Below are 13,807 nucleotides of genomic sequence, written 5' to 3' on the forward strand. Positions count from 1 at the left end.
CCGGTCTCCGAGGAGGCCCTAAGGGCGCTGCCCGGTGGGCACGCCCTGGCCCCGCAGGCGCATGCGGACCGTCAGGATCTCGAACGGGCGCAGGGTGATCCGCACCCCGTCGCCATCGAGATCCGCCGGGCCGGCGTCCCGTTCGAGCAGGTCCACCAGCCGCGCGTCACGCACCGCCTCGGGAGTCGACAAACGCACCCGTGCCCGGTCGCCCAGCGGCTCGTAGAGCCGTACGACCAGGTCTCCCGAGCCGTCGTCGGCGAGCTTCACCGCCTCCACCACGGCCGGGCCGTCCGTCGTCACCAGCGGCGCGACGTCATCCCCGCCGACGACCGTCCGGGGCGGCAGGTTGATCCGGTATCCCTCACGCACCGCGGTGGCGACGTCGGCGCCGCAGACCAGGGAGTACCGGAAGACGTGCTCGCCCTGGTCGGCATGGGGATCGGGGAACTGCTGCGTCCGGGCCAGCGACAGGGCGACCACCGTCGTGGTGCCGCCGTCCGGGCGGACGTGCCGGGTGGCGTCGTAGCCGTACGTCGAGTCGTTGACCAGCGCCACGCCGTAGCTCGGCTCGCCGACGTGCACGAACCGATGCGCGTACACCTCGAACTTCGCCATCTCCCACGACGTGTTCCGGTGCAACGGTCTGCGGACGTGGCCGAACTGGATCTCCGCGGCGACGGTGTCCGCCCGGATGTCCAGCGGGAACACCGCCTTGCACAACCGCTGCGGTACGTGCCAGTCGACCGTGGTCTCGAAGTCGACCCTGCCGGCGCCGGCGGCCAGCCGTACGCGCTGCACGAACCGGCAGCCGTCGTGGGAGCGGACCACGGTGACGACCGGGACGCCGTCGTCGTCCGTCGCGAGATCCACGCTGTCGGCGTCGCGCAGGTCGAGCGCGGCGGCTCGGTAGTGCTCGTCGACGTCCCACGCGTCCGCGCCCACCGGATGGTCGGCGTGCAGGCGCAGCAGGCCGACGTCCGCGCCGGGCGGCACCAGCTCCCGGCCGCCCACCCGGTCGTACACCGAGACGACGGCACCACGCTCGTCGATCTCCGCCCGGACCAGGTCGTTGTCCAGGACGATCCGGCCCGAGTCGGCGCGCCCCGCACGCGGGACCGCGGCCTCCTCCGCCACCGCCGCGCCCAGTGCGGGTACGCCGTCGCGGTCGTGCGGGGCGGCGTTGAACACCAGCCTGCGCCGGCCGGTACCCGCCAGCGCGGCCATCGCCGCCCGCGCCAGGTCCGCGATCCGCCTCTCGAGTACCGCGTAACGCTCGGTCGTCTCCCGGTAGACCCAGGCGATCGACGAGCCGGGGAGGATGTCGTGGAACTGGTACAGCAGCACCTCTTTCCACAAGGCGTCCAGTTCCTCGTACGGGTAGGGGGCCAGGCCCCGGACGGCCGCGGTCGCGCACCACAGTTCCGCCTCGCGCAGCAGGTGCTCGCAGCGCCGGTTGCCGCGCTTGACCGCCGCCTGGGTGGTGTAGGTGCCGCGATGCACCTCCAGGTACAGCTCACCGGCCCAGACCGGCGCGCCGGCCGCCTCGGCCTCCGCCGCGTCGAAGAACTCGGCCGGTGTGCCGATCCGCACCTGGGGCAGTCCTTCGAGGTCGGACAGCCGGGCCGCGTGCTCGAGCATCTCCCGGGTCGGGCCGCCACCGCCGTCGCCCCAGCCGAAGGGGACCAGCGACCGGCTCGTACGGCCTTCGTCGGCGTAGCGATCCCGCGCTCCGGCGAGATCCTTCGCGGACAGGTCGCTGTTGTAGGTGTCCACGGGCGGGAAGTGGGCCAGCACCCGGCTGCCGTCGAGGCCCTCCCACCAGAACGTGCTGTGCGGAAACCGGTTGGTCTGATTCCAGGACAGCTTCTGGGACAGGAAACGGGTCGCTCCGGCGAGCCGGAAGAGCTGCGGCAGCGCCGCCGAATACCCGAACGAGTCGGGCAGCCAGATCTCGTCGGACTCGATGCCGTACTCGTCGAGGAAGAAACGCTTGCCGTGCACCAGTTGGCGCACCATGGCCTCACCGCCGGGCAGGTTCGCGTCCGACTCGACCCACATGCCGCCGACCGGCAGGACGGCACCGTCAGCCACCGCCGCCCGCAGGCGCTCGAACAGCGCCGGCTGGTGCTCTTTCAGCCAGGCGTGCTGCTGGGCCTGGGAGAAGGCGAAGACGAGTTCGGGATGCACGGCGCGAAGCGCGGTGACGTTGGCGACGGTACGGGCGACCTTGCGCACCGTCTCGCGGATCGGCCACAGCCAGGCCGAGTCGATGTGCGCGTGCCCCACCGCGGTCACCTGGTGCGCGGTGGCCGCCGCCGGGCTGCGCAGGACGTCGGCGATCATCTCCCGTGCGGTACGCGCCGACCAGGTCCCGGTCAGCTCGGTCCGGTCCAGGTAGTCCATCATCCCGGTCAGCGCCCGCATCACGGCGTACCGGCGCGGCCAGGCCGCCGGCAGCACGTCCAGCAGGCCGTCGAGCACCTCGACGTCGGCGACCAGCCGGCGGACCTCGTCGTCGACCACGGCGATCTCCGCGCCGCTGAAGCGGTACAGCGGCTCCCGGCCCGCCGTGCGGACGTCGCCCAGGTCGGTCGGCGCCCACGGGTACGGCTGGTGGATCGTCGGGTTCGCCGCCGCCTCGACGAGGAAGTCCACCCGCGTACCGGCCCGCAGCGGCCCGGCGGCCATGCCGACGCCGCCGGACCCGTCCGGATCGATCGGGACATACCGGTTGAGCGGGTGGATGCCCTTGAGCGGCACGCCGTCCGGTGAGTACACCAGGCCCTCGGCGGTGAATCCGGGGCCGACGCCGGTGAACCCGAGATCGACCGTCGCCTCGGCGTGGCGGCCGACCCACTCGGCGGGCAGCGCCGCCGTGCACCGCAGCCAGGTCGTCCCCCACGGCGGGCCCCACCGCTCCCCCGCACCGAACGGCGCGTAGTCCGCGCCCAGCGCGGTCGCGACGTCGACCGGCTCACCGGGCACGTGCCAGGCGGTCACCGCGAGCGGGAGCCGGGCGCCGTACCGGGCCGGCCGCAGCCGGCGCTCCAGGACCCGCCGCAGCCGTCCACGGAAGAGGTCCTCACTCACTCTGGCCTCCGGACGCGAACCGCAGTGTCACGATCTCGAACGGCCGAAGCTCCAGCACGATCGGGCCGCCCGCCCCGAACGACCGGCCATCCGGGCGCGGCTCCTCCAGCAGGTCGGTCTCGACCGCCGGTCCGGGCGTTCGCACGGACACGGTGGCTCGTGCCCGCGCGCCGCGCGACTCGTACAGCCGAACGATCAGATCGCCCGACCGGTCGTCGGCCAGCTTCACCGCCTCGACCACGACCGCCGGGTCGTCCACCACCACCTCGGGCTCGACCGGACCTCCGCCGGACAGGGTGCGCCGGGGCAGGTTCATCCGGTAGCCCGCACGGACGGCCGCGCCGAGGTCGGCCCCGCACACCAGCCCGTACCTGAAACCGTGGGCGCCCTGGTCGGTGTCCGGGTCCGGATACCGGGGCGCGCGCAGCAGGGACAACCGGACCGTCGAGTACGTCCCGCCGCCGGGGTGGAGCGTGCGCGTGACGTCGTGGCCGTAGGTGGAGTCGTTGACCACGGCGGCGCCGTATCCGGGCTCTCCGACGTGGACGAACCGGTGGGCGCATACCTCGAACCGGGCCGCGTCCCAGGTGGTGTTGGCGTGGGTGGGCCTGGTCAGGTGGCCGTACTGGATCTCGGCCGTGGCGCGGTCGGTGTGCACGTCGATGGGGACGGCGACCTTGAGGAACCGGTCGCGCTCGCGCCAGTCCACCTCCACGCCGAACTCGACGGTACGGCTGCCGGGCGCCAGCGTGATCGTCTGCACCGCCGATGACGAGCCGAAGGACCGCCGCACCCGCACCACCGTGCCCTCGACGTTCAGCGACTCGACCGTGGTCAGGTCCTCGACCCGGTTGCGGTAGAACTCGTCGACGTTCCAGGCGTCGAAGGTGTTGGGCCGGTCGGGGTGCAGCTGGAGGAGGTTCGCCGCCGTCCCGGCGGGCACGATCTCCCGGTCGGCGGTCAGGTCGCGTACGGACCTGACCAGTCCCCGCCCGTCGATGCCGACCCGCACCAGGCCGTTGTCGAGCACGATGCGGTCCGGCTCACGGGTCACCGTGACCGGCGCGCCGTCGTCGCCGGTCTCGGCGGCGCCCAGTGCCGGGACTCCGGCCCAGGGGTGCGGCGTCGCGTTGAAGGTGAGCTCCCGGTCGCCCGTGCCGGCGAGCGCACGCTGCGCCGCGTCACGCAGGACCTCCAGCTCCGCGATCACGCGCCGGTACGTCTCGCGGGCCTCGCGGTGCACCCAGGCGATCGAGGAACCGGGCAGGATGTCGTGGAACTGGTGAAGCAGCACCGTCCGCCAGAGCCGCTCCAGTTCCTCGTACGGATAGTCGGCCAGTCCCCGGCGGGCCGCCGTCGCCGCCCACAACTCGACCTCGCGCAGCAGGTGCTCGGAGCGCCGGTTGCCCTGTTTCATCAGGGCCTGGGACGTGTAGGTGCCCCGATGCGACTCCAGGTACAGCTCCCCCACCCAGACGGGTGCGTCGGGGTACTCGGCCTGCGCGGCGGTGAAGAACTCCGCCGGGGTCTGCACCGCCACCTCGGGCGAACCGGCCAGGTCGGCCTGGCGCCGCGCGCGCTCCAGCATCTCGCCGGTGGGGCCGCCCCCGCCGTCGCCGTGCCCGAAGGCCACCAGCGAACGGCCGGCGGCGCCGGTCTCGGTGAACCGCTCGGCCGCGAAGGCCAGATCGGCCGGAACGAGCTCGGCGTTGTAGTTCTCCACCGGCGGGTAGTGCGAGAAGATCCGGGTCCCGTCGATCCCCTCCCACCAGAAGGTGTTGTGCGGGAAGCGGTTGGTCTCGTTGTAGGCCAGCTTCTGAGTCAGGAACCAGTTCATTCCGGCGAGCGTGGCGATCTGCGGCAGCGCGGCGGTGAAGCCGAACGAGTCCGGCAGCCATACCTCGCGGCACGTGATCCCGAACTCTTGGCGGAAGAACCGCTGGCCCTGTACGAACTGGCGGGCGAGCGCCTCGCCGCCGGGCATGTTGGTGTCCGATTCCACCCACATGCCACCGACGGGAACGAAGGTGCCGGCCGTCACCGCCGCGCGGATCCGGGCGAACAGGTCGGGGTGGGCATCGCGGATCCACGCGTACTGCTGGGCCTGAGAACAGGCGAACCGCAGCTCGGGGTACTGCTCGGCGAGGCTCGTCACGTTGGCGAACGTGCGAGCGCACTTGCGGACGGTCTCCCGGATCGGCCACAGCCACGCGGAGTCGATGTGCGCGTGTCCGACCGCGGAGACGCGGTGCGCGCCGTGATCGGCCGGGGCCGCCAGCAACGGCTTGAGCGTCTCGCGGGCCCGCGCCGCGCCGTCCGCGACCTCGCCGGTGTCGAGGTCGTCGAGCATGCGGGCCAGTACGTGAAGGATCTCCCCGCCGCGGGCCGAGTTCTCCGGCAGCGCCCGCGCCAGCCCGAGCAGCACGTCGACGTCGTGGCCGAGCGCCCGTACGGTCTCGTCGATGTGGATCAGTTCGAGTGCGGTCAGAACATAGAGCGGATCGCGCGGCGCCGTGCGTACGTCACCGAGATCGGTGGGCCGGAACGCCTGCTCGATGACGGGCGGGTTCGCCGCCGCCTCCAGGTAGTAGTCGACGACCTCACCGCCGGCGGCCCGCTCCGCGATGAGCAGTTCGGTGTTGTCCGGTTCGATGCCCTTCACCGGAACGCCGTCGGGCCGGTAGACGAGTCCTTCGGCCTGGAAGCCCGGACCGCCGGAGAACCCCAGGTCGGCGCGGAATGCCACCCTGCCGCCGGACCACTCGGCGGGCACCCGCCCGGTCACGTGGAACCAGCTGGTGCCCCACGGCGGCCCCCACCGGTCACCGGCCCGGGCCGGGACGAACTCCCCGGCGATCGCCTCCAGGGCGGGGATCGGCTCACCGGGCAGGTGGTTGACGGTGATCTCCAGCGGCACGCTCGAGATCACGACGGCCGGTCGGATCCGCTCGCGCAACGCCCGCTCGACCCGTTCCTGGGTGAGCATGCGTCTGTCATGCACTCTCGGTACTTCCCTTCGCTACACCACGGTCGACGTGCCGGGCGGCACGGTGGCGCGGCCTTCTCAGCGAAGCACGAGGACGTGAGATGCAAACGGCGATGCGGCAGAGCCCGCAGCCGGTCCGGCACGCCGAACGTGTCACAGGCGAAGCGAAAATGTCAACGTTGACATCCGGAGCGCCGGAGGCGGACCATGACGACGACGGGCTGGTCGAGCGCGCTTCGAAAGGACCTCTGGTCTCACCGGGTCCGGCGGGACCGGACGGGGGCGAAGGCCGGCTGGTCGTGGACGATCAACTTCGCCCGGACGGTGGTCTGTGTCGGTGCGCGCTCCCGGTCGGCCAGCCGGCGGAACAACAGCTCCGCGCCGGCACTGCCGACCCGGAACGGATCGCTGTCGACCACGGATATCCCCAGCTGCGGTGCGAGATCGAAGTGGTCGAAGCCGACCACCTCCGGATGGCATGCCGCGTATCTCGGCGACTGGAGGATGCCGATGGTCATCCGGTTGTTGTCGGCGAACAGCGCGGTGGGCGGGTCGGGAAGAGCGAGGAGTTCCGTCGCCGCGCGCGCGGCGTCGGCCTCGGTGGTCAGGCCCCGACGGACGAGAGCGGCGTCGACCTCGATGCCGGCGTGGCGCAGCGCCTGGCAGTAGCCGAGCCACCGCTTTGGAGCGCCGTAGCCCTGCGGCGGGTGGCCGATGTATCCGATGCGCCGGTGGCCCCGCCCGATCAGGTGCGCGACCGCGTGCCGGGTGCTCGCCGTGTTGGTGGTGATGACGGCGTCGGTGGTGAGACCGAGCGGCGCGGAGTCGATGAACACGATGGCCGAGCCGAACTCCGACTCCTGGGCCAGGTAGCTGAAATCGGTACCCGTCGGAGAGATGATCAAGCCAGCGACCCGCTGGGCCAGGATGGTCTGGATGGACTCACGCTCCACCGCGCTGTCGCCCTGGGAATCCGCGCTGATCACGAGGTGCCCATGGCGCGCGGCGACCGAATGGATGCCTTGCAGCATCGGCGGGAAGAACGGGTTGGCGAGATCGCCGAGCACGACCCCGATGGTCTTCATCGTCTGCCGGGTACTGCGCAGACCGGCGGCGATGTCGTTGCGGCGGAAGCCGAGCCGCGCGGCCTCCGCCAGCACGCGTTCACGGGTCGACTCGCGCACGTTCGGCGCACCGGACAGCGCGCGCGAGACGGTCTTGATGCTGACGCCGAGCACGACCGCGATGTCCTGCATCCGTGGCCTCGGCACGGGCCCCGACCTGGCCTCGTCCCACTCGCCGTCCCCGATGCTCACCCCTGCGATCCTTCCCGCGGCGGACCGGTCCCCGCATGACCCGGCACTCCGCCGGTAGCCGTGTCCGGTCGGCATACTATGCCGAGTCGGCGCGAGAGCACCGATCCCGTGGTGGGGCCTCGGCGGACGTCCTACCCGGCGGCCTCTTTAACCCGGCGGAACTCCTCGGCCAGCGCGGCCGGCGTGTAGTGCGCGTTCAGGCCGGAGGGATTCGGCAGGATCCACAGCGCCGCCTCAGCCAGCCGCTCATCCTGCGGGCCGATCTTCACCTTCGGCCGCCCGAACGCCGCACGGAACGCGGTGACGCCGAGCACCGCGACGATCCGCGGCCGGTGCCGCTCCACGAACTTCTCCAGCAGCGCGCCGCCCTCCCGCAGCTCCTCGGCGGTCAGCTCGGCGGCCTGGGCGGTGGCGCGGGCCGCCAGGTTGGTGATCCCGGCCCCGTAGGAGGGCAGCAGGTCCTGCTCGCTGGGGTGCAGCAGCCGGTCGGTGAAGCCGGAGCGGTGCAGCGCGGGCCAGAACCGGTTGCCCGGCCGCGCGAAGTGCCATCCGGTCGCGGCGGAGTAGAGCCCGGGATTGATCCCGCAGAACAGCACCCCGCCAGGCGGCGGCACGACGTCCGGAATCGTCCGGTCCCGCGCGGCCTCCAGGTCGGCTGCGGTCGGTCGGCTCGTCACCCTCGGACCATACCGGCCGCCCTGCCGGGACCGGCCAGGACCTCGGCGAGGAACGACCCGATCCGCCCGGCCAGCTTCTCCGGCGACTCCTCCGCCATGTGGTGGCCGCAGTCCAGGCCGTTACCGCGCAGGTCGGTCGTCCAGGGGCGCCACACGGCGAGCGGGTCGCCGTACAGCTCCTCCATGTCGTCCTTGCGCCCCCACAGCACGAGCGTGGGGCAGGAGACCCGGCGGCCGGCGGCCCGGTCGGCGTCGTCGTGCGCGCGATCCACGCCGAGTCCGGCGCGGTAGTCCTCCATCATCGCGTGCACGGTCGCCGGATCGTGGATGGCGTTCTGGTAGTCCGCCCACGCCTCGGGCTCCATGTACTCGTCCGTCGCGGTGTACCAGGCGTCCGGATCGGCGCTGATGACCCGCTCCGCCCGCTTCTCGGTCTGCCCGAAGAAGAACCAGTGCCACCAGCTCGCCGCGAACCGCGCGTCACAGCGCGCCAGCGCCTCCCCGATCGGCACCACGTCCATGGCGATCAGCGCCGTGACGGCGCCGGCGTGGTCGAGCGCGGTGCGCAGGGCCACGTAACCGCCCCGATCGTGGCCTGCGACGGCGAACCGCTCGTGCCCGAGCGCCCGCATCAACGCCACGCAGTCACGGGCCATCGCCCGTTTCGAATACGGCGTGTGGTCCGGCGTCGTGGGCGGTTTGGACGACTGCCCATATCCCCGCAGGTCAGGGCAGACGACGGTGAACCGATCGGCGAGCAGGGGCGCGACCCTGTGCCACGTCGCGTGCGTCCGCGGATGCCCGTGCAGCAGCAGAAGCCCCGGCCCGGCCCCGCCGTACCGCACCCGCAGCTCGGCCTCCCCGACGTCCACCCGCTCAAGGTCGAAACCCTCGAAGAACATGGCGGGCGATCTGCCCTATCAGGCACGTCGCAAACTGACCAACCTTGATCACTGGCCGTCACTGCCGCCTAGCAACAGTGGCCACCAGCGATCACGCGCGTCCCGGTGAATCCGACCGCACCACGCCGACCTCGACACACTCGCCGCCGTTACCCCCGCTGTGGCTGCTCTTACGCCACAGGACGACCGTCGATTTCGTAGGACTCACAGGTACGCCTCCCGCGCTCGGCTCAACAGGTCGAGGGACTCGCCCCGGCTCAGAGCCTCACCCATTATCGTCTCGAAATCCACCCCGGCCTTGGAGACCATCTCCTTGCTTCCGGTCAGCTGACCGACGTCACTCGCCTCGGTGTACATCAAGTCGCTCTCCCGCTCGAAACTGAGCAGGATCAAGTTCCCTACCAGCGCTGCGGGCGTGACCCTGTCGAAGGGCATGATCCGCACCTGAATCCTCGGGGACTGAGCGAGGCCGATCAAATGGTCGACCTGATCGACCATGACCTTAGGGCCGCCGACCGGTCGCCGGAGCACGGATTCATCGAGGACGAACCTCGCGATCGGCGGCTTGTCACGGGTGAGAATCGTCTGGCGTTCCAGGCGACCTGCCACCCGAGCCTCCAGGGTCTCCCCCGGCGCGGCCGGGTCCATGAGGCCGCGCATGTAGTACTCGATCTGGAGAAGGCCCGGGACGACCTGCGGCGCGAAGCAACGAATCCCTACTGCTCTGGCTTCGTAACGCACGTAAGCGTCGAAACCCGGCAGCAGGACACGTCGTCGGCCGGAACTGCGCAGGTCCTCGTAGATGCGGTGAAAGAGGCCGTCGTCGCGCTCCCAGCCCTCGGTCTTGAAATAGGTGTCCAGGTCGTACGCCACCTGCTCGGAGACGGTCTTGTCGGTCTTCTCGAGCTTGTAGATCCACTGCGGACTGCAGCCGAGAGCCTCGGCGAGTCGATTCCTGGACAGACTCGCGTGCTCACGCAGGCGGCGTAGCTCCCGGCTGAAGTGGGCGCGTAGAGCGTCGATGTCGGTGTCGTACTGCTGAGCGCTGGACATGCCGACCTCCCGGTTCGGGCTACGGAGAGTGGAGCGGTACACCACTCTGATGCACACCGCTTCACAACCAACCGTAATCATTTGACAGCGGATTGTCATTAGAATCCAGGCGTTGGCGGCTTGAGGCCATCCAGGGCAGAACGTCCTCCAGCATTGACGTCGACATGGACGGGCAAAGGCGGCGAATCGGTCATCGCTCCGGCAACCGCGACGGCAAGGCGACAACGACGGCGAGCAGGCCGATAACACGCTCCCCAGCCCGTACGCCGGATCGGGCGTCATGCACCCCGTCCACAGTGATGACTCACAGTCGCGGATATCCCTGTGTCGCTCAGTGTCTACGGATCTGTCGACACGCTCCGTACACTGCGAGCATGGGGACGGTGACCGTGAGAGTCAGCGCCGACACTCGTGACCGCATCGCCGCGCTGGCGCGCGAGTCCGGCCGGCCTATGTCCGCCGTCATCGACGAGGCGATGCGCGACTATGAACACAAGAGATTCTTCGGAGATCTCAACCGGCAGATCGCCGCGACCAGAGCGGACCCCGAGGCATGGGCCGACCACCAAGCGGAGGCCGCCGTCTTCGACAAGGCCGCCGGTGACGGACTGTCAGATCTCGACGACACCGACTACTCCGCATGGTGAACACCCCGCGACGACGACCACCGAGCGTGGCTGGCGGACCCACGTCGAAGTCGGCACGCACACCGGACTCCGGCAGACGAGCTGGGGGCTGGTCGAGCAGCTGCGCAGCGCTTCCCCAGTCCGGCTGAGACGCCGGATCGGCGAGGTCGATCCGATGACCATGGAGCGGATCTGCGTGATCGTCCGGAGGCTTCTGGAGATGTGAGACGGGCCGCCTCCCTCTCGGGAGGCGGCCCGTTCGCTCGGGTGGTTACTTCTTCAGGAGGGAGCGCAGGACGTACTGCAGGATGCCGCCGTGGCGGTAGTAGTCCGCCTCGCCCGGCGTGTCGATGCGGACGACCGCCTGGAACTCCTTGTCGCCGGCCTTGACCGTGACCTCGCGCGGGGTCTCGCCGCCGTTGAGCGCCTCGATTCCGACGATGTCGAAGGTCTCGTGGCCGGTCAGGCCGAGTGACTCGACCGACTCGCCGTCCTTGAACTGCAGCGGCAGGACGCCCATGCCGATGAGGTTCGAGCGGTGGATGCGCTCGAACGACTCGGCCAGCACGGCGCGGACGCCCAGGAGCGCGGTGCCCTTGGCCGCCCAGTCGCGGGAGGAGCCGGACCCGTACTCCTTGCCGCCCAGCACGATCAGCGGCGTGTTCTCCGCGGCGTACGCCTGCGCGGCGTCGTAGATGGACTGCTGCTCGCCGTCCTTGACGGTGACGCCGCCCTCGGTGCCGGGCGCGAGGAGGTTGCGCAGCCGGATGTTGGCGAACGTGCCGCGGATCATCACCTCGTGGTTGCCGCGCCGGGAACCGTACGAGTTGAAGTCGCGCCGCTCGACGCCGTGCTCGGTCAGGTACCTCCCGGCCGGGCTGTCGGGCTTGATCGCACCGGCCGGCGAGATGTGGTCGGTGGTGACCGAGTCGCCGAGCAGGGCGAGGACCTTGGCGCCGCGGATGTCCCCGACCGGCTCGGGCTTCTCCGCCATGCCGTCGAAGTACGGCGGCTTGCGGACGTAGGTCGAGTCGGCGTCCCACTCGAAGGTGTTGCCGGTCGGCACCGGGAGGGCCTGCCAGCGCTGCTCGCCGGCGAACACGTCGGCGTAGTCGCGGCTGAACATCTCCTGGGCGATCGCCGAGTCGACGACCTCCTGGACCTCCTGCGGCGACGGCCAGATGTCCTTCAGGTACACCGGCTGCCCGTCGGAGCCCGTGCCGATCGGGCCGTTCGCGATGTCGACGTCCATGGAGCCGGCCAGGGCGTACGCGACGACGAGCGGCGGGGAGGCCAGGTAGTTCATCTTGACGTCGGGGTTGATCCGGCCCTCGAAGTTACGGTTGCCGGACAGCACCGAGGTGACGGCCAGGTCGCCCTCGTTGACCGCCTGGCTGATCTCCTCCGGCAGCGGGCCGGAGTTGCCGATGCAGGTGGTGCAGCCGTAGCCGACCAGGTTGAAGCCGAGCTTCTCGAGGTACGGGGTGAGGCCCGCGCGGTCGTAGTAGTCCATGACGACCTTGGAACCCGGGGCGAGGGAGGTCTTGACCCACGGCTTGCGGGACAGGCCCTTCTCGACGGCCTTCTTGGCGAGCAGCGCCGCGCCGATCATGACCGACGGGTTCGAGGTGTTGGTGCAGGAGGTGATCGCGGCGATCACGACCGCACCGTGGTCGAGCTCGAACTCGGCGCCGTCCAGGCTGACGGTGACCGGGTTGCTCGGCCGGCCGGCCGTCGCGTCGGCGGGGCCCTCGTGGGGCCGGTCGCCGTTGGAGCCGTGCGAGATCGCCGGGGAGTCCGAGGCCGGGAAGGACTCGGCGGACGCCTCGTCGGTCGGGCCCTCGACGCCGTCCGGGACGTAGTCGCGGACGGCGGTGCGCCAGGCGGACTTGGCGTCCGACAGCGCGATGCGGTCCTGCGGGCGCTTCGGGCCGGCGATCGAGGGGACCACGGTGGACAGGTCCAGCTCGAGGTACTCGGAGTACTCGGCCTCGCGGGACGGGTCGTGCCAGAGGCCCTGCTCCTTGGCGTACGCCTCGACGAGGTCGACCTGCTCGGCCGGACGGCCGGTGAGCCGCATGTACGAGACGGTCTCCTCGTCGATCGGGAAGATCGCGCAGGTGGAGCCGAACTCCGGGCTCATGTTGCCGATGGTGGCGCGGTTGGCCAGCGGCACGGCTGCGACGCCCTCGCCGTAGAACTCGACGAACTTGCCGACCACACCGTGCTTGCGCAGCATCTCGGTGATCGTGAGCACGAGGTCGGTGGCGGTGGTGCCGGCCGGCAGCTCGCCGGTCAGCTTGAACCCGACGACGCGCGGGATGAGCATCGAGATCGGCTGGCCGAGCATGGCCGCCTCGGCCTCGATGCCGCCGACGCCCCAGCCGAGGACGCCCAGGCCGTTCTGCATCGTGGTGTGGGAGTCGGTGCCGACGCAGGTGTCGGGGTAGGCCAGGCCGTTGCTGTCGAAGACCACGCGGGCCAGGTGCTCGATGTTCACCTGGTGCACGATGCCGGTGCCCGGGGGGACGACCTTGAAGTTGTCGAAGGCGTTCTGGCCCCACTTGAGGAACTGGTAGCGCTCCTTGTTGCGGCCGTACTCGAACTCGACGTTCCGCTCGAAGGCGTCCTCGCGGCCGAAGACGTCGACCTGCACCGAGTGGTCGATCACCATCTCGGCGGGGTTCAAGGGGTTGATCTTCGCCGGGTCGCCGCCGAGGTCCCGGACGGCCTCCCGCATCGTCGCCAGGTCCACGACACACGGAACGCCGGTGAAGTCCTGCATGATCACACGGGCCGGCGTGAACTGGATCTCCTGGTTCGGCTGGGCGTTCGGGTCCCAGGCCGCCAGGGCGCGGATGTGCTCACCCGTGACGTTCGCGCCGTCCTCGGTGCGGAGCAGGTTCTCCAGCAGGACCTTCAGGCTGTACGGGAGGCGCGCCGAACCCTCGACGGCATCCAGCCGGAAGATCTCATAGGACGCCTCGCCGACGCGCAGCGTCTGGCGGCTGCCGAAGCTGTTCAAGTCTTCTCCTCCTCTACGCGCTCCCCGAGCCTGCACGCGCTCACCGAGCGCGGTCACCGCTCGTTCGGCGTACGCGGGGATTCATGGGTGGATACGTCAGGATCCTGCCCCAGCCGCCCGCTTCCGCGC

Annotated in this window: 10 protein-coding genes; 2 read left to right on the forward strand and 8 right to left on the reverse strand. The window is 70.6% G+C overall.

Features of this window, described 5'->3' with window-relative positions:
* Window positions 1-18: 18 nt before the first annotated feature.
* The 7 genes from NDW01_RS19425 to NDW01_RS19450 form a co-directional block, all read right to left on the reverse strand.
* Window positions 19-3,093, reverse strand: a complete 3,075-nt coding sequence (locus NDW01_RS19425) for an alpha-mannosidase (protein ID WP_252822522.1) — start codon at window positions 3,091-3,093, stop codon at window positions 19-21.
* Window positions 3,086-6,094, reverse strand: coding sequence for an alpha-mannosidase (locus NDW01_RS19430; RefSeq protein WP_252822524.1), 3,009 nt, complete (start codon window positions 6,092-6,094; stop codon window positions 3,086-3,088). Before NDW01_RS19430 ends, NDW01_RS19425 begins: the two co-directional genes overlap by 8 nt.
* 239 nt (window positions 6,095-6,333) lie before the next feature.
* Window positions 6,334-7,395 carry a LacI family DNA-binding transcriptional regulator gene (locus tag NDW01_RS19435; protein ID WP_252822526.1) on the reverse strand — a complete coding sequence of 354 codons (1,062 nt, stop codon included), beginning with the start codon at window positions 7,393-7,395 and terminating at the stop codon, window positions 6,334-6,336.
* 131 nt (window positions 7,396-7,526) lie between these two features.
* Complete coding sequence (gene mug / locus NDW01_RS19440) at window positions 7,527-8,072, reverse strand: G/U mismatch-specific DNA glycosylase (RefSeq protein ID WP_252822528.1); 546 nt, start codon at window positions 8,070-8,072, stop codon at window positions 7,527-7,529.
* Window positions 8,069-8,974 carry an alpha/beta fold hydrolase gene (locus NDW01_RS19445; protein WP_252822530.1) on the reverse strand — a complete coding sequence of 302 codons (906 nt, stop codon included), beginning with the start codon at window positions 8,972-8,974 and terminating at the stop codon, window positions 8,069-8,071. Before NDW01_RS19445 ends, mug begins: the two co-directional genes overlap by 4 nt.
* A 91-nt stretch (window positions 8,975-9,065) precedes the next feature.
* Window positions 9,066-9,182 carry a DUF397 domain-containing protein gene (locus NDW01_RS44360; protein WP_406567737.1) on the reverse strand — a complete coding sequence of 39 codons (117 nt, stop codon included), beginning with the start codon at window positions 9,180-9,182 and terminating at the stop codon, window positions 9,066-9,068.
* Window positions 9,179-10,027: a helix-turn-helix domain-containing protein gene (locus tag NDW01_RS19450; protein ID WP_252822532.1), complete on the reverse strand. Its 849-nt coding sequence runs from the start codon at window positions 10,025-10,027 to the stop codon at window positions 9,179-9,181. The genes NDW01_RS44360 and NDW01_RS19450 overlap by 4 nt, the downstream gene beginning before the upstream one ends.
* A gap of 374 nt (window positions 10,028-10,401) precedes the next feature.
* Between NDW01_RS19450 and NDW01_RS19455 the strand changes: the two genes are divergently transcribed.
* Both NDW01_RS19455 and NDW01_RS44365 read left to right on the forward strand, forming a co-directional pair.
* Window positions 10,402-10,674 carry a ribbon-helix-helix protein, CopG family gene (locus NDW01_RS19455; RefSeq protein WP_252822534.1) on the forward strand — a complete coding sequence of 91 codons (273 nt, stop codon included), beginning with the start codon at window positions 10,402-10,404 and terminating at the stop codon, window positions 10,672-10,674.
* Window positions 10,628-10,879, forward strand: a complete 252-nt coding sequence (locus tag NDW01_RS44365; RefSeq protein ID WP_406567738.1) for a type II toxin-antitoxin system PemK/MazF family toxin — start codon at window positions 10,628-10,630, stop codon at window positions 10,877-10,879. Before NDW01_RS19455 ends, NDW01_RS44365 begins: the two co-directional genes overlap by 47 nt.
* Window positions 10,880-10,924: 45 nt before the next feature.
* On the opposite strand, the gene NDW01_RS19460 is transcribed toward NDW01_RS44365, so the two are convergent.
* Entirely contained in the window at window positions 10,925-13,714 is a 2,790-nt protein-coding gene (locus NDW01_RS19460) for an aconitate hydratase (RefSeq protein WP_406567742.1), read from the reverse strand.
* Window positions 13,715-13,807 lie beyond the last annotated feature (93 nt).

Origin of the sequence: Actinoallomurus soli (genome assembly GCF_024055715.1) — a bacterium.
In the GTDB taxonomy this organism is placed as follows: domain Bacteria; phylum Actinomycetota; class Actinomycetes; order Streptosporangiales; family Streptosporangiaceae; genus Actinoallomurus; species Actinoallomurus soli.

What these genes read in the sequence shown, in the direction of transcription:
- NDW01_RS19445 (WP_252822530.1), bottom strand. Translation starts at nt 8,974, where the DNA reads ATGTTCTTCGAGGGTTTCGACCTTGAGCGGGTGGACGTCGGGGAGGCC.
- NDW01_RS19455 (WP_252822534.1), top strand. Translation starts at nt 10,402, where the DNA reads ATGGGGACGGTGACCGTGAGAGTCAGCGCCGACACTCGTGACCGCATC.
- NDW01_RS19450 (WP_252822532.1), bottom strand. Translation starts at nt 10,027, where the DNA reads ATGTCCAGCGCTCAGCAGTACGACACCGACATCGACGCTCTACGCGCC.